19 protein-coding genes are annotated in these 17,568 nt (G+C 56.3%); 13 read left to right on the plus strand and 6 right to left on the minus strand.

Features of this window, described 5'->3' with window-relative positions:
* Positions 1-19 precede the first annotated feature (19 nt).
* Complete coding sequence (locus SIB58_RS12960) at positions 20-283, plus strand: cytochrome-c oxidase (protein ID WP_066905031.1); 264 nt, start codon at positions 20-22, stop codon at positions 281-283.
* Here the strand turns inward: SIB58_RS12960 and murJ are convergent.
* Entirely contained in the window at positions 270-1,877 is a 1,608-nt protein-coding gene (gene murJ, locus SIB58_RS12965) for a murein biosynthesis integral membrane protein MurJ (protein ID WP_067326475.1), read from the minus strand. The genes SIB58_RS12960 and murJ overlap by 14 nt on opposite strands.
* An 81-nt stretch (positions 1,878-1,958) precedes the next feature.
* Here murJ and sfsA point away from each other — a divergent pair, with 81 nt between their 5' ends.
* The 8 genes from sfsA (at position 1,959) to fldA (ending at position 8,836) form a co-directional block, all read left to right on the plus strand.
* Positions 1,959-2,723 (plus strand): DNA/RNA nuclease SfsA, encoded by a 765-nt coding sequence (gene sfsA / locus SIB58_RS12970; RefSeq protein ID WP_067326392.1) that lies wholly within the window; start codon positions 1,959-1,961, stop codon positions 2,721-2,723.
* Between the two features lie 95 nt (positions 2,724-2,818).
* Complete coding sequence (locus SIB58_RS12975; RefSeq protein ID WP_067326395.1) at positions 2,819-4,291, plus strand: ammonium transporter; 1,473 nt, start codon at positions 2,819-2,821, stop codon at positions 4,289-4,291.
* Between the two features lie 130 nt (positions 4,292-4,421).
* Positions 4,422-5,621: a 4-hydroxy-3-methylbut-2-enyl diphosphate reductase gene (locus SIB58_RS12980; protein WP_067326397.1), complete on the plus strand. Its 1,200-nt coding sequence runs from the start codon at positions 4,422-4,424 to the stop codon at positions 5,619-5,621.
* 66 nt (positions 5,622-5,687) lie between these two features.
* Complete coding sequence (locus SIB58_RS12985) at positions 5,688-6,311, plus strand: DUF1997 domain-containing protein (protein WP_231884168.1); 624 nt, start codon at positions 5,688-5,690, stop codon at positions 6,309-6,311.
* A gap of 306 nt (positions 6,312-6,617) precedes the next feature.
* Positions 6,618-7,103 (plus strand): hypothetical protein, encoded by a 486-nt coding sequence (locus SIB58_RS12990; RefSeq protein ID WP_067326400.1) that lies wholly within the window; start codon positions 6,618-6,620, stop codon positions 7,101-7,103.
* Positions 7,104-7,314: 211 nt separating this feature from the next.
* Positions 7,315-7,638 (plus strand): hypothetical protein, encoded by a 324-nt coding sequence (locus SIB58_RS12995; protein ID WP_067326403.1) that lies wholly within the window; start codon positions 7,315-7,317, stop codon positions 7,636-7,638.
* A gap of 155 nt (positions 7,639-7,793) precedes the next feature.
* Positions 7,794-8,210, plus strand: a complete 417-nt coding sequence (locus tag SIB58_RS13000) for a hypothetical protein (protein ID WP_066904760.1) — start codon at positions 7,794-7,796, stop codon at positions 8,208-8,210.
* Between the two features lie 62 nt (positions 8,211-8,272).
* Entirely contained in the window at positions 8,273-8,836 is a 564-nt protein-coding gene (fldA, locus tag SIB58_RS13005) for a flavodoxin FldA (protein WP_369818645.1), read from the plus strand.
* A gap of 1,137 nt (positions 8,837-9,973) precedes the next feature.
* Here the strand turns inward: fldA and SIB58_RS13010 are convergent.
* Together SIB58_RS13010 and purH are read right to left on the minus strand one after the other, a co-directional pair.
* Positions 9,974-10,432, minus strand: coding sequence for a DUF4079 domain-containing protein (locus SIB58_RS13010; protein ID WP_067326412.1), 459 nt, complete (start codon positions 10,430-10,432; stop codon positions 9,974-9,976).
* A gap of 82 nt (positions 10,433-10,514) precedes the next feature.
* The gene (gene purH, locus SIB58_RS13015; protein WP_067326414.1) at positions 10,515-12,098 is read right to left on the minus strand and encodes a bifunctional phosphoribosylaminoimidazolecarboxamide formyltransferase/IMP cyclohydrolase; all 1,584 of its coding nucleotides are present in this window, start codon (positions 12,096-12,098) and stop codon (positions 10,515-10,517) included.
* Positions 12,099-12,157: 59 nt separating this feature from the next.
* On the opposite strand from purH, the gene SIB58_RS13020 reads away from it, so the two are divergent.
* Positions 12,158-12,763 (plus strand): alpha/beta hydrolase, encoded by a 606-nt coding sequence (locus tag SIB58_RS13020; RefSeq protein ID WP_067326479.1) that lies wholly within the window; start codon positions 12,158-12,160, stop codon positions 12,761-12,763.
* 28 nt (positions 12,764-12,791) lie between these two features.
* Here the strand turns inward: SIB58_RS13020 and SIB58_RS13025 are convergent, their stop codons facing one another.
* Positions 12,792-13,160 (minus strand): DUF3155 domain-containing protein, encoded by a 369-nt coding sequence (locus SIB58_RS13025; protein ID WP_066905043.1) that lies wholly within the window; start codon positions 13,158-13,160, stop codon positions 12,792-12,794.
* A gap of 392 nt (positions 13,161-13,552) precedes the next feature.
* Between SIB58_RS13025 and SIB58_RS13030 the strand changes: the two genes are divergently transcribed.
* Positions 13,553-14,698 (plus strand): sensor histidine kinase, encoded by a 1,146-nt coding sequence (locus SIB58_RS13030; protein ID WP_067326415.1) that lies wholly within the window; start codon positions 13,553-13,555, stop codon positions 14,696-14,698.
* Here SIB58_RS13030 and SIB58_RS13035 read toward each other — a convergent pair.
* Entirely contained in the window at positions 14,646-15,449 is an 804-nt protein-coding gene (locus SIB58_RS13035) for an adenosylcobinamide-GDP ribazoletransferase (protein WP_067326481.1), read from the minus strand. The two genes, SIB58_RS13030 and SIB58_RS13035, sit on opposite strands and share 53 nt — an antisense overlap.
* 46 nt (positions 15,450-15,495) lie before the next feature.
* On the opposite strand from SIB58_RS13035, the gene tgt reads away from it, so the two are divergent.
* Together tgt and SIB58_RS13045 are read left to right on the plus strand one after the other, a co-directional pair.
* Positions 15,496-16,614, plus strand: a complete 1,119-nt coding sequence (gene tgt / locus SIB58_RS13040) for a tRNA guanosine(34) transglycosylase Tgt (protein WP_067326483.1) — start codon at positions 15,496-15,498, stop codon at positions 16,612-16,614.
* 29 nt (positions 16,615-16,643) lie between these two features.
* A complete protein-coding gene (locus SIB58_RS13045; RefSeq protein ID WP_066904771.1) occupies positions 16,644-16,787 on the plus strand; it encodes a photosystem II reaction center protein K in 144 nt (47 codons plus the stop codon).
* A 5-nt stretch (positions 16,788-16,792) separates the two neighbouring features.
* Here SIB58_RS13045 and SIB58_RS13050 read toward each other — a convergent pair whose 3' ends face one another.
* Positions 16,793-17,539: a WecB/TagA/CpsF family glycosyltransferase gene (locus SIB58_RS13050; protein ID WP_067326416.1), complete on the minus strand. Its 747-nt coding sequence runs from the start codon at positions 17,537-17,539 to the stop codon at positions 16,793-16,795.
* Positions 17,540-17,568: the final 29 nt, after the last annotated feature.

Here is a 17,568-nt window from a genome sequence, read left to right on the forward strand (position 1 = left end):
TGACCTTCAGGGAGTGCGCGTGCTCATCATCGAGGTCACCAATGCTCGCGACGTGGTGCGTCAACGCCTCGGGCGCCTGGGTGAGCGGCTGATCGGCAAGGTGGTCGATCCCGAAGCACAGGTGGAAAAAGCCCTGATTCAGGAAATCGACACGGCTTTCCGCGAATTTGGAATCGAAGCCAGAATCCTCTCCGTGCAAGGACCTCAGCTGGTGGGGCGCCAGCACCTTGAGCTGCCGATCCAGGTCCGTGAAGAGCGCGAGGTTCGGCTCAACGACGCCTGAAACGCCTGGCGATACCTGCAGTGATCTCACTGACCTCTGGGACGGCGAAGGCCTGAGCGCAAAGCACAAACACCAATAATCCCAACGCACCAGAAAGCCCCACCTGGAAGAGTCGCCCAACGAAGTCCTCACTCCAGGCGACGCCAACACTGAGCGCCCAGGCCGCCAGTCCTGCTGCAGCCGCAGCAAGGGTGAGCTTCAGGGCATCGAGTCCCCAGTCACGCAGTGGCAGTCCCCCCAGTCGCTTCTGCAGAGCCAGCAGCAGAGCAAGGCAGGTGAGCAGATTGATCAGAACTGTCGCCAGAACCAGTCCGGGGGCCCCAAGGTTGATTGGGAACTGTGGTCCCCAAGGGGAAGGACCGCCCACCAGTGCCCAGTCAAAGATCACATTGAGGCCGATCCCCGCCATCGAGAGGCGGAAAGGGGTTGTGCCATCACCAAGGGCATAAAAAACACGCACAAGAACATCCCGGCCCAGATAAGCGGGCATACCGATCCCATAGGCCATCAAAAGACCCGTCACGAGCTGCACAGCTTGTTGATCAAACGCTCCGCGCTGATAAACAAGGGCGACGATCGGTGTCGACAACGCCAGAAACAAGGCTCCCAGCGGCAGCATCGAAGCGGTCGACAGCATCAGACCCTGCCGGATCCTGGCGATCAGCGGCAGCCGGTCCGCAGGAGCAGTGAGCCGGGAGAACGTTGGCAGCAAAGGCACCAGCAGAGCATTGGAGATCAATCCCAATGGCGTCTGCACCAACAGATTCGAATAGCTCAGGCCGGCCGCAGCACCGAGGATGCCTGAAGCAAAGAACATGTCGGTGAACACATTGATCTGGAGCATTCCCGACGACAGAGTCGCGGGGCCCATGACCCGCCAGACCTCACGGACTCCGGGATGACTCCAGTCCAAGGACAAACGAAACCGCGCCATCCCCTGGCGGGCCAGGGCAGGAAGCTGCAGCAGCCACTGCAACAGAGCCCCAACAAGCGTGGAGAGCGCCAGGACCACACCCCCCCAGAGGGCATTGATGGGCAGAGCGATCTCAGCACCGAGCTGCCACCACAACAAGCCCACCCCGAGCACGAGCGCCACGCTCGACATCAGCGGTGAGATTGCAGGTATCCAGAACTCATCTGCGGCATTCAGCGATCCGAAGCCAAGCCCGATCAGACCTGCCAACAGCGCCATGGGAGCCATCACCTGCAACTGCGCCACCGCAATGCGGTGCAGCTCTGGAGTCAGACCAGGACCCACCAAGGTGATCAACGGATCAGCGGCAAGCACTAAAGCCACTGTCACGACAAGCAGCAAGGCACTCACGGTGGTGTTGAGCGTGACCAGGATGTGAGCTCCTTCCTCACGGGGGCGGCGGCTGAGCACGCTGACCATGGCGCTGTGAAACGGACCGTTGATTCCTCCCAGCAGAATCAGCAGGAAGCCCGGAAGGATGTAGGCGTAGTTGTAAGCGTCGTAGGCCGCGCCCACCCCGAATGCCGCAGCGATCACCAGCTGACGGATCAGGCCTCCGGCTTTGCTGAGCAAGGTGCCATAGGTGACCACCAGAGCAATGCGCTTGAGAGATCTCCCCATCGATGCCCGCTCAACCGTGCCATCACTGGAAGAGATCTTCGGTCCATCGCCAGGCACCATGGCGCCAGCAAGCCCGCCTCCATGACCGGCACCCCTCTACTTGAGTTCACCCCTCTGACAGAAGGCGTGCTGATCAAGCGCTACAAACGCTTTCTCGCTGATGTGGAACTCAAGGACGGTTCGGTGGTGACGGCTCACTGTGCCAACACAGGACCGATGACCGGTGTGCTCCACCCCGGAGGTCGGGTGAGGATGCGCTACGCCCCTTCCCCCAAACGCAAACTGGCCTGGACCTGGGAACAGGCGGAAGTGCCGAGTGCTGATGGAACCTCCTGTTGGGTCGGTATCAATACAGCTCTCCCCAATCGGCTGATCAGAGCAGCCATTGAGGCCGGTTATCTCAATGACGCGCTGGGACCCATCGCTGGGATCCGTGCTGAGGTGCCCTACGGCGAGAACCGCCGCAGCCGCATTGATCTACTGCTCACTCCGGGAGAGAGAGCCCCTGACCAACGCCCGATCTACCTGGAAGTGAAAAACACCACCTGGTGCGACGGGCCGATGGCTCTATTCCCAGACACAGTGACCGAACGAGGACAGAAACACCTGCAGGAGCTGATGGGCGTGCTGCCTGATTCACGTAGCGTTCTGGTGCCCTGCCTCAGCCGCCCAGATGTGTCGTGCTTCGCCCCTGGAGACAGCGCGGATCCGCGCTACGGCGAGCTGTTCCGCGATGCCTTAAAAGCAGGCGTTGAAGTGGTGCCCTGTGCCTTCAGCTTCCAGATCGACCGAATCCTCTGGGAGGGCCAACGGCCAGTCAAGCCAAGCCAATCAGCAATTCGGTAGCAACGGCGACTCGGAAAGTGTTCATTATTGAGCAATTTGTTGCCGAGTGATGGTCTGTTACGAGATCGTCCAACTTGCAGTTTCGCTTTCTTTCCATGACAACTGCTCTGCATCCGCCATCGCGGCGGCGCAAAGCGCGCCTCCAAGAGGCAAGCCTGATCGAAGGCCCAATGCTTCTCCTTCAGAGCATTCGGGGCTTCAAATCCAACCGAGCGATGCTGTGGTTGGCCTGTGCACCCTTAGCCCTCTTTGGCTTAGGTGTTTTCAACCTTTCTGCCCATGCGCAGGAGCTGCCTGAACTCAATGCAGCTTTCCTTGCGAACAATCTCTGGCTTCTGGTCGCGACCATCCTGGTGATCTTCATGAATGCCGGCTTCGCCATGGTCGAAGCAGGGATGTGTCGTCAGAAAAATGCCGTCAATATCCTTGCAAAAAACCTGTTTGTCTTCGCTCTGGCAGTGACGGCTTATTGGTTCATTGGTTATTCGCTGATGTATGGCGGATCCGTCATTGATGGCTGGTTTTACTTCAAAGGTCTGTTCTTTGACCCTGCAGTCACCGCTGAGACCATCAGCGAAGGAGGCCTTGTCCCCACCGTCGACTTCCTCTTCCAGGCAGCCTTTGCTGGTACAGCTGCAACCATCGTTTCCGGACTGGTCGCCGAGCGAGTCAAGTTTGGTGAGTTCGTCGTTTTCTCCCTGATTCTGACTGCGTTCATCTATCCGATTTCTGGAAGCTGGGAATGGAATGGTGGTTGGCTGAACAACGTTGGAAACAAAGAATTCATTGATTTCGCAGGCTCCTCCATTGTTCACTCCGTTGGTGCCTGGGCCGGCCTGGTTGGAGCCATGCTGCTCGGACCCAGAATCGGCAAATACGTGAACGGTCGCACTCAGGCTGTTCCTGGCCACAACTTGGCCATTGCCACCCTCGGAGCTCTAATCCTCTGGATCGGCTGGTACGGCTTCAACCCTGGCTCCCAGCTGGCGATGGACCAATGGGTTCCCTATGTGGCCGTAACGACAACGCTCGCAGCAGCTGGTGGAGCCATTGGAGCAACGGTCATCTCCACGATGACGTCCGGCAAACCAGATCTGACGATGATCATTAACGGCATTCTTGCCGGTCTTGTCAGCATCACCGCTGGCTGCGGCAATCTCACCCTGGTGGGTTCCTGGGTTGCTGGCCTGATCGGAGGAGTGATTGTTGTCTTCTCCGTTGCAGCACTTGACGCAGCGGGAATCGACGATCCTGTCGGCGCCTTCTCAGTCCACGGCGTTTGCGGGGTCTGGGGAACACTGGTGATCGGTCTCTGGGGTTTTGACATCCAGGGCGACGGATCTCCTCTGGGCCTGTTTGTTGGAGGTGGCATCGAACAACTCGGCATTCAGGCCCTTGGATGCGCGGCTTACGCCATCTGGGCTCTGGTGACCTGCTGGATCGCCTGGAGCGTGATTGGTGCCCTGTTCGGCGGCATCCGCGTCACCGAAGAAGAGGAAATCAATGGCCTCGACATCGGTGAACACGGCATGGAGGCTTATCCCGATTTCGCCTCTGCCGGCAACTGAAGTTCCTCAAGGGACATGGAACCCCGGTCCACTGGGACTGGGGTTTTTTCTTGGTTTGGTCAGCACAGTTGATCGGCAAGAGACAGCTTCCTCCCACAGCCCATAGAGTCATCCCACTGTTGCAGCGGCCATGGATACCCACGCCTTCAAGCGCTCTCTTCACAATTCCGACCGCTACAACCGTCGTGGCTTCGGACGTGCTGATGAGGTGGCTGGAAGTCTGGAGCAGGCCTACCAGAGCAGCCTGATTGGATCCATCCGTGAAAACGGGTATCAACTCAGCCATGGACGCCTGAACGTTCGACTCGCTGAGGCCTTCGGTTTCTGCTGGGGAGTGGAGCGGGCCGTTGCGATGGCTTATGAGACTCGCAAGCACTATCCAAGTGAGCGGTTATGGATTACCAATGAGATCATCCATAACCCTTCTGTGAATGATCATCTGCGCAAGATGAATGTCCATTTCATCCCTGTGGATAAGGGGGTGAAGGATTTCTCAGGTGTGGAATATGGTGATGTGGTGATTCTTCCTGCCTTCGGTGCCACCGTGCAGGAAATGCAATTACTCAATGATCGTGGCTGCCACATTGTTGACACCACATGTCCCTGGGTGTCCAAAGTTTGGAACACAGTGGAAAAGCACAAAAAGCATGTTTTTACATCGATTATTCACGGCAAGGTGAAACATGAAGAAACCCTTGCCACCAGTTCCTTTGCAGGAACGTATCTTGTACTGCTTGATCTAGAGGAAGCTCAGTTCGTCGCTGATTACATCCTCGGCAACGGTGACAGGGAGAGCTTTATGGCCCGTTTTGCCAATGCCTGCTCCCCAGGCTTCGACCCGGACCGCGATCTGGAGCGTGTCGGTGTCGCTAATCAGACCACCATGCTTAAAAGCGAAACAGAAGAGATCGGCCGGCTGTTTGAACGCACGATGCTGAGCAAGTTCGGACCCATGCAATTGAACGAACATTTTTTAGCCTTTAACACCATCTGCGACGCAACCCAGGAGAGACAGGACGCGATGTTCTCCCTCGTTGACGAACCGCTTGATCTCATGGTCGTGATCGGTGGGTACAACTCCTCCAACACCACCCACCTGCAGGAAATTGCCATTAGTCGTGGCATTCGTTCTTTCCATATCGACACGCCAGAGCGGATCAGTGAGGACAACAGCATCGAGCACAAACCCCTTGGCGAGGATTTAACGCGTGATACAAAATTTTTGCCGAGTGGACCGATCACGGTTGGCATCACATCCGGAGCTTCAACCCCAGATCGCGTGGTGGAGCACGTGATCCAACGCATGATTGCCATCAGCGACGCAGATTGATCGCCGCGAAGCTTTACATTGATTCATCACAGCTATTCCCCTGATCGGGGCTCGTCCGTCCTGATCTTGTCGAGACCATCCGACGAAGCTCTGCGTCATCACGAAGACGTGGACCCACAGGTGCGTTGCTATCGCAGCCACTTCAGTGACCGCATGGAAATGCGGGCGGATCCCGACACAATTGCAACGTATCTCGATCAACACCAGGGTTGGTTCCGCAGGTGTGCGTCGCCCATGGAGGTTGAAGCTCTCGATCCCCAGGCTTACGCGCTGACCCTCGGACGCTTTGGGAATTTCGGCTTCGAAGTGGAGCCGACCATCGGCCTGCGACTGCTGCCTCGCCAAGCAAAGACCTACGCGATCGAAACAGTTACCCTTCCAGATCACGATTCCGCACTGTCCAAGCTGTATGACGTTGATTTCCAGGCCAATCTGAGCCTGGTGGACTTCCCTGAGAACACCATGGAGCATGATCAGACCTGGGTCAGCTGGACGCTTGATCTAACGGTCTGGATTGCACTTCCCCGAGTGATCACCATGCTCCCCAATGGCCTCGTTCAATCCAGTGGCGACCACCTGCTGCGCCAGATCGTGCGCCAGATTTCGCGCAGACTGACCTGGAAAGTTCAGGAGGATTTCCACGCAACGCATGCACTGGCTTGCCCTCCCAGACGGAGGGCCGCTTTCTGACATTGGCGCGAAAATCTGAATCAGGCTCAGGCAAAGCCGCTCAGCCAATGTTTACCGGCTACTTGAAACGTGAGACAAAAGCCTGTCACAGCAAAACAAAGACTTAACGCTATTAATCCCAAAAACCTGGTCAATCTGCGTCGTAAAGGAACAGAACTGAACACAGACTGAGCCGATAAGGCCCTCAAACAGCGATCTCAACAACGGCTCGATCGACATTGCAAAGCATTAGCGCAGTCCATCAGATTTGTTGCAAACTGTGGCAATGGTCATATGTTATCTTTTTTACTTCTCGGCCGATCAGCAATGGCATTGTCAGGGTTTGAGATTGCCGTAGGAGGCATCGCTTCGATTCCAGTGCTGGGCGGCTTGGTTTTTCTCGGATACAAGGCTTTCGGCGAGAAAAATCTTGACACATCCAAGCTGAAACCCAAAAAACCAGCAGCCGCTGACAAAAAAGCCGCTCCTGCTGCTGACAAGAAAGCTACTCCTGCCGCCGCCAAGAAAGCCCCTCCAGCCGCTGACAAAAAAGCCGCTCCTGCTGCTGACAAGAAAGCTGCTCCTGCCGCCACCAAGAAAGCCCCTCCAGCCGCTGACAAAAAGGCCGCTCCTGCTGCTGACAAGAAAGCTGCTCCTGCCGCCACCAAGAAAGCCCCTCCAGCCGCTGACAAAAAGGCCGCTCCTGCCGCCGACAAGAAAGCTGCTCCCGAAGCTGACAAAAAAGCCGCTCCTGCCGCCGAAAAGAAAGCTGCTCCCGAAGCTGCCAAAAAAGCTGCTTCCACTGACAGCTAAACGCTCTTAGATCAGTCCATCTCAATTAAAAATCAGTGCATCAAGACAAAGACTTGATGCACTTTTGAGTGCATCTAAACAAATACCCAACCCTCTACCAACGACACAATTTCCCGCGAGATAACTGTGATCATTGGACCGCACAGCAGACAAAAAAGATGCATGAATCAATGCATCGGCGACTAAAGTCAAAGAACAATGATTAACAATCATGGCTGACTGGTGTGAGCAGCTCCTGAAGCTGAATTTCCAAAAAGAGAAAAAAGATGACGGCTCGATCTCCTACACGCTTATTCCTGGACATCGGCGAGACTATTATTGGACAAAAATCACAGTAAAGCAGGTCGGTTCACCTACGCCTGACGCATGGCAAGTGACCTGCGCAAGATCAGAGATTCGAATCGGCCTATGGAAAATTCATAATACAACTGAAGATATTAGCGTCGTTGTTCACACAAGTGCTCAGAAGATGATCGAGGACATCAATTACCAAAAAAGGCTGAAACCAAGCTTTTTGTCAAAAATCAGCAACTGATCTGATCCCATTCGAACTTTAATTGATCCACAACATCTTGATTATCTCCCTTCTTTCAACTTGTCACAAGCCAACGCTTAACTGGATCCCGATCAGCTCTTACGTAGGTCTTGATCAACTTAGGTCAGACACAACGAACTGATGCATGACGATCAATGAACATCGCAAAATCCAACCCGAGGCCAACTCTCAATCCAGATGAGATCGATCAAGCCATCAACCAGGCTGATCTGAGCGAAATTGAAAGCGAAATCATTGAATACATACGATATATCGGGGTTTTCAATGAACTCAGCTTGAAAAAGGCATTGTCCATGCCATCCAAACCGCCTGCTTTATACCGATTGTGCAAGGCATGCGAAAAGATTGGCCACCAACTCCCTGATCAGTTCAAAACGATGATGAGTTGGTCCGAAGAGCAAAGCGATGACAACATCGCTTGGCAAGGGAATTTTATTTGCGCAATCGCATATACATGCGACGGAACTAAATTACAACCCGAAAACAAAACTTCGCTTTACCATACTTTTGCAGTCCATAAAGAATTATTCAACGGACTAGAAGTTGATTGAATCGCCAATACCGCAACAGGATTTAGCTGTATAGTAAGTGACAATACATTGTTAAATACTATTTGATCAATGCCTCAGGGCGAGAAAAAATAGTGTTGATAGGTTTCTCTATGAAATTTACGATTGTCTTTGCATCAGCGACCGGTCACACGGAAGACATCGCTGAGAGGCTCGACCAGCTCCTTCCCGATTCTGAACTCAAAGAGCTCAGTGATTTTCAGGACATCAAGGATATGGAAGCCTGTGAGGCACTGATCTGCTGCACTCCCACGTGGAATACCGGGTCAGACGTCAAAAGGTCAGGAACAGTCTGGGATGAGCACATTGAGCAGATCCCAACTCTCAATTGCTCAGGAAAGCCTGTGGCCATCGTTGGCCTTGGAGATTCAGCAGCTTTCAGTAAATTTTTCTGTGATGCAATGGAAGAGCTCTACACAGCCTTTCAGAAAGCGGGTGGCAATTTGATTGGACATGTGTCAGGCGAAGACTACATTTTCGATGATTCAAAAAGCATGATCAACGGCATGTTTTGCGGGCTTCCGATTGACGAAGACAATGAGTCTGAAAAGACGCAAGGTCGCCTGGAAGCCTGGTGCAAAACAATCTTAGAAGAGTCACAGCAATAATAATTTATTCGTCGCTTAAAAAAAACAGACTGCAACTCATATCAGCCAGTTAAGGGCAAAGAACTAACCTTAATTAATGATCGAAACGAATGACGATTAATCAATTTGTTTGCTCTGTAAGGACATGCAATTCACTGGAAGTCCGGCAATGATGCTCACCAACACAGGGGTCATAACCATGGCAACGATCAGCAGTCCTATCGGTTGCGGAGTTGACTCGCGCGTCGCTTGAAGCAAAGCCAGTACGCAACTGCTCACATACAACAGCGCTATCAAAAAAGGCTTCAGCACCTGAACATTGTTGCAATTGCAGAAAATTCTATGACAGCCAGGACAGAGTGCGAGCAGCTGCCCATTCCACCCCCTCCAGGAAAAACTGCCAGGCGCGGCTGAATTGTGCAACTCATTCGACTTCGAGGGCAGAAGCAGAAGTTAACTTTGATAAAGCCACCAGAACGACACTTAGCCCGCAATCAAAAGAGCTTTCAACCAAAACACTTTGCAGAGATTGAAGCAACAGATTACTCCTTTGGTTACAAATATTGGGCCGATTTTTAGCGAAGCACAGGCGAAGATTGATTAGCTTATATCGACCGATGGTTGAACCGAACTGGGATTATTTCATCCATGCTCCACTGGACCAAGGGACCATTCGGTTTGAAACGAAAACCGAGAGAGCTCTGCACGCCAGAGTTGTTGCAGCAGAAGCCAACTGGATGCAATACAAAACCTGCGAGCAACTCAGCGCTTACTGGTCTGCCAAGCGGGATCTCGCTGCGTTTCGAGAAGGGCGGGAACAAGCAAAACAGAAATGAGCGTGCTCAGCAGAAGTGTTCAGGGCAATTATCAAAATTCTCAACCTGCTGACCACGGAATAACCTCAGCCGGAGATGCAGCATAAAAGACTTAGCCGAATATCATAAGTTACATTTTTCAGTTATTGTACAATTGAATTGGTTGTTTTCAAAAGACTCAATGTATCAAGACTTCACAGCGGTCGCGATATTGCTGCTAACAGCAATTCCCGTTTTAGCGGTCGCAGCAACCGTATTTTTCTACGTTAGAAGCAATGACAGAAAAACTCCTCTAACAAGGGAAGATTTTTATCGTTGATACAACGAAAATTTCTCAATTGCTTCAGCGATTGATCCAGATTCTGTTCATAATTTGCATCCCACTGATTGCTTGCCATAGAAATAATGTAAGCATTCCCATATTCAGGCCCACGTGGGCTTTTCGTGCCAGAAGGTTTCCACGCTGCATCAAGGGTGAAAGGGATGAAGCCGCAGCGATCATTCCGGTCATCAGCAGACCAACCAATAAGTGCGGACCAACGAACAGCTTGCCGTTATTGAGATAGGTCACCGCCATACCACCAAGCGTTCCAAACACCATGACGGCCATCAAAGCGCTGCCCCAGAGGTAGTGTCTCTGAGCGAATTTTCCTGGGATCAACGCCTTGCGCTGCTCAGAGGTCCCGGTACGCACTTTCTTGGCCTTGATGCCGAGGTACATGGAGTAACCACCCGCAGCCAGCAACAGCCACATCATCAGCGGATGAAGGAAGTTGAGACCAAAAGACAGGGCTGGTGGCATCAAAAATCACACGATTGAAGCGAAGGCTAAAACTGCAGCCTTCAGGTCGTGGACTCCTGGGGCCCGCTTGCCGCTCAGACCATCAGTGCAGGAAGTGACGGCGTCCTGTCAGAAGCATGGACAAGCCAAGTTCATTACAGGCCTGGATGGAATCCCGATCACGCTTGCTGCCGCCTGGATGGATCACAGCCGTAATTCCATGATCGGCCGCAAGGCGGACCGTATCGTCGAAAGGGAAAAAACCATCACTGGCCAGCACAGCTCCACGGCTGCGATCACCAGCGGCCTCCAGGGCGATATGGGCTGAACCCACCCTGTTCATCTGGCCGGCTCCAACACCGAGGCTCTGGCCTTCCCTCGCGACGACGATCGCATTGGAGCGAACGTGGCGCACTATCTGCCAGGCGAAACAGAGATCCTCGCGTTCGCTCGCGGTGGGAACTCGCTCGGTTGCCACGGTCCAATCATCCGGCGTCACGAGCTGATCATCAAGATCCTGCACGAGAACTCCGCCAAGAATGCTGCGCACGTGGTCCTGACCGGCGGCGTCAATCGAGTCCGGAGACAGTTCAAGCAAGCGCAAATTGGATTTGGCAGCGAGGATCTCCCGCGCTTCGGGTGCAAACCCTGGTGCAACGACACACTCCAGGAAGAGGCTCGTGAGTTCACGGGCAGCCGTTCCATCAACACAACCGTTCAAGGCCACGATGCCACCAAAGGCGCTGACGCGATCCGCATCCAAAGCTCGACTCAGTGCGGCAGCAGTGCCATCACCGATCGCAACTCCGCAGGGGTTGGTGTGTTTGACCACAACCGCTGCAGCGCGGCTGGCGGGGTGGCTGCCGCTGGTGCCGTAGCCAAATTCTCGGACCGTTGCCAGAGCAGCCTCCAGATCCAACAAGTTGTTCGTGCTGAGCTCTTTGCCTTGCAACTGAATGGCTCCGCCCCAGCCTGCCTTTGCGGCGCTGTACCAACTGGCGTGTTGATGGGGATTTTCTCCATATCGCAAGCGTTGACGCAACGGCAAGGCCTCGAGCCAGGGGAGATCTGCTGCCGTTGGATCAGCCGTGCTCACCTCTGGTCTCGCCTGCATCCAGCGGGTGATCGCAGCGTCGTAAGCCGCAGTATGCGCGAAAGCTTCCACGGCAAGCTGACGTCGCACTGCATCCGTCAGAGCTCCCCCTGACGCATCCAGCGCAGCCAAGAAACGGTCGTACTGATTCGGAGCAGTCAGCACTGCGACGTGCGCGTGGTTCTTGGCTGCGGATCGCACCATCGTCGGACCGCCGATGTCGATGTTCTCGATTGCGGTGTCCCAGCTCACCGAGGGGTCAGCAACCGTTTCCCGAAACGGATACAGATTGACGACAACAACATCAATCGGTGCGATCTCCTGAGCGATCAGATCAGCTTCATGGCTGGCATCGCCACGCCTGGCGAGGATGCCGCCGTGAATACGGGGGTGCAGCGTCTTCACACGTCCGCCGAGAATCTCCGGCGCGCCGGTGTGATCCGCCACAGGAGTGACAGGCAGACCAGCCTGCTTGAGGACCTTGGCTGTTCCACCGCTGGAGAGCAACCGGTAGCCATAGCGGTGGTGCAAAGCCTCAGCGAGAGGCACCAGTCCGCGCTTATCGGAAACGCTCAGCAGCGCAGTGGGAGCCATGGCAGCAGGACAGGAAGGAGACCTTGGGCCAACCTACGCAGCAGCAGGTCAAGCAGCTGATGCCTGATTCAGTGATTCATGCCGGTCTGGGACCGGGGCGCATACGCCTGGTGCTTCTGCATGGCTGGGGGGCTGATGCAGAGGATTTGCTACCCCTCGGCGATGGTCTGGCGGCAGCAGCACCAGTTCCTGCGGAATGCATCGGACTTCAAGCACCCGAACCTCACCCAGGCGGTCAGGGGCGCCAGTGGTATGGACTGTTCCCGTCTGACTGGCAGGCCGTGCCATCAGCCACGCAACAGTTGCGCCATCGCATTGAGGAACTCGACCTGGAGACCATTCCGCTCTCTAAGACAGTCCTGATCGGTTTCTCCCAGGGAGGAGCCATGGCCCTGCATGTGGGTTGCGACCTGCCACTTGCTGGAGTGATCAGCTGCAGTGGCTATCCCCATCCGGGGTGGAAACCTCCATCGACCCGACCACCAGTGTTGCTGCTACACGGTCGGAATGACGATGTCGTGCCGGCTGCGGCAGCAGAAAAGCTGTTTGAACTCCTGAGGCCAGGGTCCAATGAATGCAGCCTCAAAATCTTTGCCGGTGGACACACGATTCCACTGGAAGCTCAGCAGGCCATGGCTGAATCGATCGTGTCCTGGCTGCAATAGCCCAGCCAGGACGTCACTACGCCTGAATTCAAACGAAGGCGTATTCGTACTCTTCCATCTCTTCCCAGTCGTCGGAGGAAAGCTCCAGGCCTTCAAAGATCACCTCTTCGCCAACGCGGTCGACGATGGTGCGCAGCGATGGGAAGAGAAAGTGATTTTCCTCCGCATACTGAGCACTGAAAAGGCCCTTTTCACCCCAGAAGAAACGGTCGGTGGTGTGCTCATTGCGCCGCACGTTCAGCAACGCTGGAGGAACAAGACAGCCTTCAGCAATGAAGCGGCGGGCCGCTGTCACGGGCTTGTGTTCACCGGTTTCCAGATGGAACGTGGGCACGTGGGCCAGAACACGCTGACCGGCAAGACGGCGGCGGCTAATCCGCTTGCGCTTCTTAGACATAAATTTGCCTCCCGCAGACGGGAGCTGAGAGGTGGACTGAAGGGAGCTGTTGGGCTGAGCCGTTGGTTGAGCAATGCCCTGATGGATCCGCAAGGGAAGCATTCAGGTCATCAGCGTTCGGACTGCGGAAATCCGGAGAAGGCCGGCTCGCAAATAAGACACACTCCATTGCTCACAACGACGAATGTCGACGTCAACAGGGGATTCATCAACCTCTGCTGTAACCTTGGTGGCACGGAAAGTGCAACCTCAATCGGAGCAACGAAGGAGCAAGGCCTCCCAGGGGCCGTGCTGTCGGTCGCATCTCCGATCTTAAGACTTTTTCCCAATTTGGCAAGCAGTCCAGATGCTGTACCGCACGACCGTCTGTATTCCGTGATGCAGTTCGGCTGATGCAACTGTCCGATCGGTTCCTCGAGCTAGCGCAGCAGCAGCTGCAGTCTTTGGCGGTCGATACGGCCATGGCCCGTCTTGCCCTGTACGTCACCGACCGAGACCAGGGCTCGACCCCCACCCTGACTCTCGTGGCTCAGTGGCCGGTCGATTCAGCCCTGCCACCCGCCATCTCCGAAGATCCCAGCCTGCGCAGCGTGGCCCAGGAACGTCGCTGGTATCCCTTGCGACATGAGAGCCTGTTGCTAGGCGTGCTCCGTGCCGAGCAACGACCCCTGCCAGGCAGGCCCGTCGAACATGACCCTCGCCTTCAGATCTGCGCGGAAACGCTCGCTTGCATTCTCGGTCTTGAACAGGATCGGCAAAAGCTTCATCACCAACTGGACGAGCAACGCCAGCAGCTGAATTTGGTGGTGCACCAGCTGCGCAATCCCCTCACAGCTCTGCGCACCTACGCCCAACTGCTGCTGCGTCGCATCGGCCCCGAAGATCAGCAGCGCTCATTGGTGGAAAGCCTGATTCAGGAACAGGATCAGCTGGATCGTTATCTCCAATCTCTCGACCGAATCGGCCGGGGCGACCTCAGGCTCGAGGCGGATGCTTCCACACCTCTGCTGCTGCCACCGGTTCCCGTGGATGCTCCAGACCTGACCGTGGCAGATCTGCTCCATCCTCTGATCCAGAGGGCTTCTGCAACAGCGACCCTGCAGAACAGGCCTTGGCATGGCCCTGACCATTGGACTGCCTGGACCCAGGCCGCTCGCCCAGCCGCCGATGCAGTGATGGCTGAAATCGTGGCCAACCTGCTGGAAAACGCCTTCCGCTACAGCCCGCCAGGATGCGCACTTGGCCTGAAGCTTCTGAACCATGCAATCTGCGTCTGGGACGCAGGCCCCAGCATTCCCGCCACGGAGCATCAGCGCATTTTCCAGCAAGGAGAGCGTGGCAGCAGCAGCATCGATCGCCCAGGCTCCGGCCTGGGTCTGTCCCTGGCCCGTCGCCTGGCTGAAAACCGCGGCGGCTCTCTGAACCTTCACACCGAACCCAAAGCCCTGGATCCGGATTTGCCCGCGCAAGGCAATGCCTTTCTGCTCAAGCTGCCGGCAACAGAACGGGAGCTAGCAACGCAAAAGCCAGAAGAGTGAGCGTTTCGCAGATCATCAAAGTGGCGCCATAACTGTCGCCGCTGTGGCCCCCCAGACGCCTGCCCAGCCACTCAGCCGGAAGCAGAGCTGCCAAGGTCCCAAGCAAAGCGACGCCGATCCAAACAATCAGCAGACGGGGCTGTAAACCCCACAGCAGCAGCCCTATGGCAAGCAACAACAACAGGGTTGGGCTGCCTTCACTCCAACCACACCAGTTGCGGCGATGGAACGCCGCAGTACCCCTGTCCTGTGCGCGCAGATAACCGAAGCGCCCCATGGCCCATAGCGGCGAGACCCTCGCGAAGATCGCTGAAAACACCAGGGCAGCCGGGGCGAACCCAGCCAGCTGGACCAGAGCTGAAAACTGGAGCAGCAGCACGATGAACGCCGCCTGAACACCACTGGCCCCGACACGACTGTCATCCATCGCCTCAAGACAACGACTGCTGCCTGCAGCGAGACCGTCGGCCGTGTCCATCAGTCCATCCAGATGGAGCCCACCTGTCAGCCAGAGGCCAAGAGCCAATACGACAGGTGCCGTCGCCACAGGTGGCCAGTTCAGAGCACTCAGCAGGAACCAGAGAGCTGCCATCAACCCGCCGATCACCGCTCCGATCCAGGGGGCAAAGCGAGCAATGCGCTCGAAACGGGGTGCAGGCCACGGCCAGCCGGGCAGCACCGAATAGAACACCCAGGCACCGGCCAGATCACGCAACCAAGGGGGAGAGACAGACCGCAGAGCAGCGCAGATCACGGAGTTCACTCACCGTAGGGTCAGAGGTCGGGCGGAGATGCGCGTGTTCGACTTCAAGATCAGCGCTCACTGTTGCCGCACGGATGCACGCTGCGGAGCGTTCTCAACCCCTCATGGAGTTGTTGACACGCCGCGGTTCATGCCGGTAGGGACCCTGGCCACAGTGAAAGGGGTCAGTGCGGATCAGTTGGCAACCACCGGGGCCCAGATGGTTCTGTCCAACACCTACCACCTGCATCTGCAACCCGGCGAGACGGTCGTGGAGGCCGCAGGCGGACTGCATCGGTTCATGGGCTGGAACGGACCAATGCTCACCGATTCCGGTGGATTTCAGGTTTTCAGCCTCGGCGATCTCAATCGCATCGATGACCAGGGAGTGGATTTCCGCAACCCACGCAACGGCAGTCGCATCCTGCTCACCCCGGAGCGGTCGATGGAGATCCAGATGGCACTGGGGGCGGATGTGGCCATGGCCTTCGATCAATGCCCTCCCTATCCGGCAACGGAGAACGATGTGAAGGAGGCCAGTCGTCGAACCCATGCCTGGCTGGAGCGCTGTGTGAATGCCCATCAGAGGACCGATCAGGCTCTGTTCGGCATTGTGCAGGGAGGCTGCTTCCCACACCTTCGTGACGCCAGCGCCCGCGCGGTCGCCAGCTTCGATCTGCCGGGAATCGCTATTGGTGGGGTCAGCGTGGGCGAACCCGTGGAAGACATGCACCGGATCGTGCGCCAGGTCACTCCACTGCTTCCGGACGATCGCCCCCGTTATCTGATGGGAATCGGCACCCTGAGGGAAATGAGCGTTGCCGTGGCCAACGGCATCGATCTGTTCGATTGTGTGCTGCCAACGCGGCTTGGCCGGCACGGCACAGCCCTTGTGGGTGGTGAGCGCTGGAATCTGCGCAACGCCCGGTTCCGTCATGACCACACGCCGCTGGACACGACCTGTCCGTGCCAGGCCTGCCGGCAGCACAGCCGCTCCTATCTGCACCATCTGATCCGCAGTGATGAGCTGTTGGGGCTGACCCTGCTCAGCATGCACAACCTCACCCACCTGATCCGCTTCACCACCGCCATGGGGCAGGCGATCAAGGACGGCTGTTTTTCAGAGGATTTCGCTCCTTGGGAAGAGGACTCTCCGGCTCATCACACGTGGTAGCGTCCGCACACTGACCGTGTTCCGCCGGGATGGCTGCTTTCTCCCTCGATCTACTGGCTCAACTTCCAGAGGCTTATCAGGCGTTCGGTCCGCTGATCGACATCCTCCCGATCATTCCTCTGTTTTTCCTGTTGCTGGCCTTCGTCTGGCAGGCATCCGTCGGTTTCCGCTGAAGCGCTCAGCCCTGCCGCTTCCCGCTGCGCAGCACCGCCCAAGCAAATTGGGGCAAAGCGAGATAGCGCCTCCAGCGGCTTGGGTCCTGGCACAGCCTGTAAAGCCACTCCAGCCGCAAACGACTGGTCCAGCCTGGGGCACGTTGTTTCAAACCTGACCAGACATCAAAGCTGCCGCCAACTCCCATCCATAGACCGGGGAGATGATCGCGCATTCTCTGGATCCAAATCTCCTGGAGGGGCACCCCAAGCGCCACAAGAACCAGATCGGGCCTGAGTTGCCGCAACCTGGTTTCAAGCTCCGGCCAGGCACTGGCCTCCTGATATCCGTGTTCTGCAAAAACCAGCTGCAGCGCTGGACTCTGGTGAGCCAGTCGGTCAGACAACCTGTCCATCACTTCAGGCGACGCCCCGACAAGTGCGATGCGCCAACCATGGGCTTCTGCATACTTGAGTAACGACCAGGCAAGTTCGATTCCTGGACTGCGTCGCACCTTGATGCCCTGGCGCGCAAGAGCCCAGACCACACCGGCACCGTCAGGAACCACCAGATCAGCAGCTCGGATCACAGCACCCAGGTCGGTGTTGCGGCGAGCGAGCATCGTCATCTCAGCATTCAGCGTGACGATCTGACCTCCCCCCTCTGCATGCAGGCCGATGGCTGCGGAAGTCACATCTCGGCAGGCATCAACGGGAATGTCGAGAACTTGGCAACGACGTTGATCGCGCGGACCCGTTGTCAGTGCTTCCATCCGCGTGTCCGCTGCACGAGAGAATCTAG

The organism is Synechococcus sp. MIT S9504 (assembly GCF_047497135.1).
GTDB lineage: Bacteria > Cyanobacteriota > Cyanobacteriia > PCC-6307 > Cyanobiaceae > Synechococcus_C.

Excerpts from the sequence above, each read along its gene's own strand:
- murJ (WP_067326475.1), bottom strand. The coding sequence starts at position 1,877 with ATGGGGAGATCTCTCAAGCGCATTGCTCTGGTGGTCACCTATGGCACC.
- sfsA (WP_067326392.1), top strand. The coding sequence starts at position 1,959 with ATGACCGGCACCCCTCTACTTGAGTTCACCCCTCTGACAGAAGGCGTG.
- SIB58_RS12975 (WP_067326395.1), top strand. The coding sequence starts at position 2,819 with ATGACAACTGCTCTGCATCCGCCATCGCGGCGGCGCAAAGCGCGCCTC.
- SIB58_RS12980 (WP_067326397.1), top strand. The coding sequence starts at position 4,422 with ATGGATACCCACGCCTTCAAGCGCTCTCTTCACAATTCCGACCGCTAC.
- SIB58_RS12990 (WP_067326400.1), top strand. The coding sequence starts at position 6,618 with ATGGCATTGTCAGGGTTTGAGATTGCCGTAGGAGGCATCGCTTCGATT.
- SIB58_RS12995 (WP_067326403.1), top strand. The coding sequence starts at position 7,315 with ATGGCTGACTGGTGTGAGCAGCTCCTGAAGCTGAATTTCCAAAAAGAG.
- SIB58_RS13000 (WP_066904760.1), top strand. The coding sequence starts at position 7,794 with ATGAACATCGCAAAATCCAACCCGAGGCCAACTCTCAATCCAGATGAG.
- SIB58_RS13010 (WP_067326412.1), bottom strand. The coding sequence starts at position 10,432 with ATGCCACCAGCCCTGTCTTTTGGTCTCAACTTCCTTCATCCGCTGATG.
- purH (WP_067326414.1), bottom strand. The coding sequence starts at position 12,098 with ATGGCTCCCACTGCGCTGCTGAGCGTTTCCGATAAGCGCGGACTGGTG.
- SIB58_RS13020 (WP_067326479.1), top strand. The coding sequence starts at position 12,158 with ATGCCTGATTCAGTGATTCATGCCGGTCTGGGACCGGGGCGCATACGC.
- SIB58_RS13025 (WP_066905043.1), bottom strand. The coding sequence starts at position 13,160 with ATGTCTAAGAAGCGCAAGCGGATTAGCCGCCGCCGTCTTGCCGGTCAG.
- SIB58_RS13030 (WP_067326415.1), top strand. The coding sequence starts at position 13,553 with ATGCAACTGTCCGATCGGTTCCTCGAGCTAGCGCAGCAGCAGCTGCAG.
- SIB58_RS13045 (WP_066904771.1), top strand. The coding sequence starts at position 16,644 with ATGGCTGCTTTCTCCCTCGATCTACTGGCTCAACTTCCAGAGGCTTAT.
- SIB58_RS13050 (WP_067326416.1), bottom strand. The coding sequence starts at position 17,539 with ATGGAAGCACTGACAACGGGTCCGCGCGATCAACGTCGTTGCCAAGTT.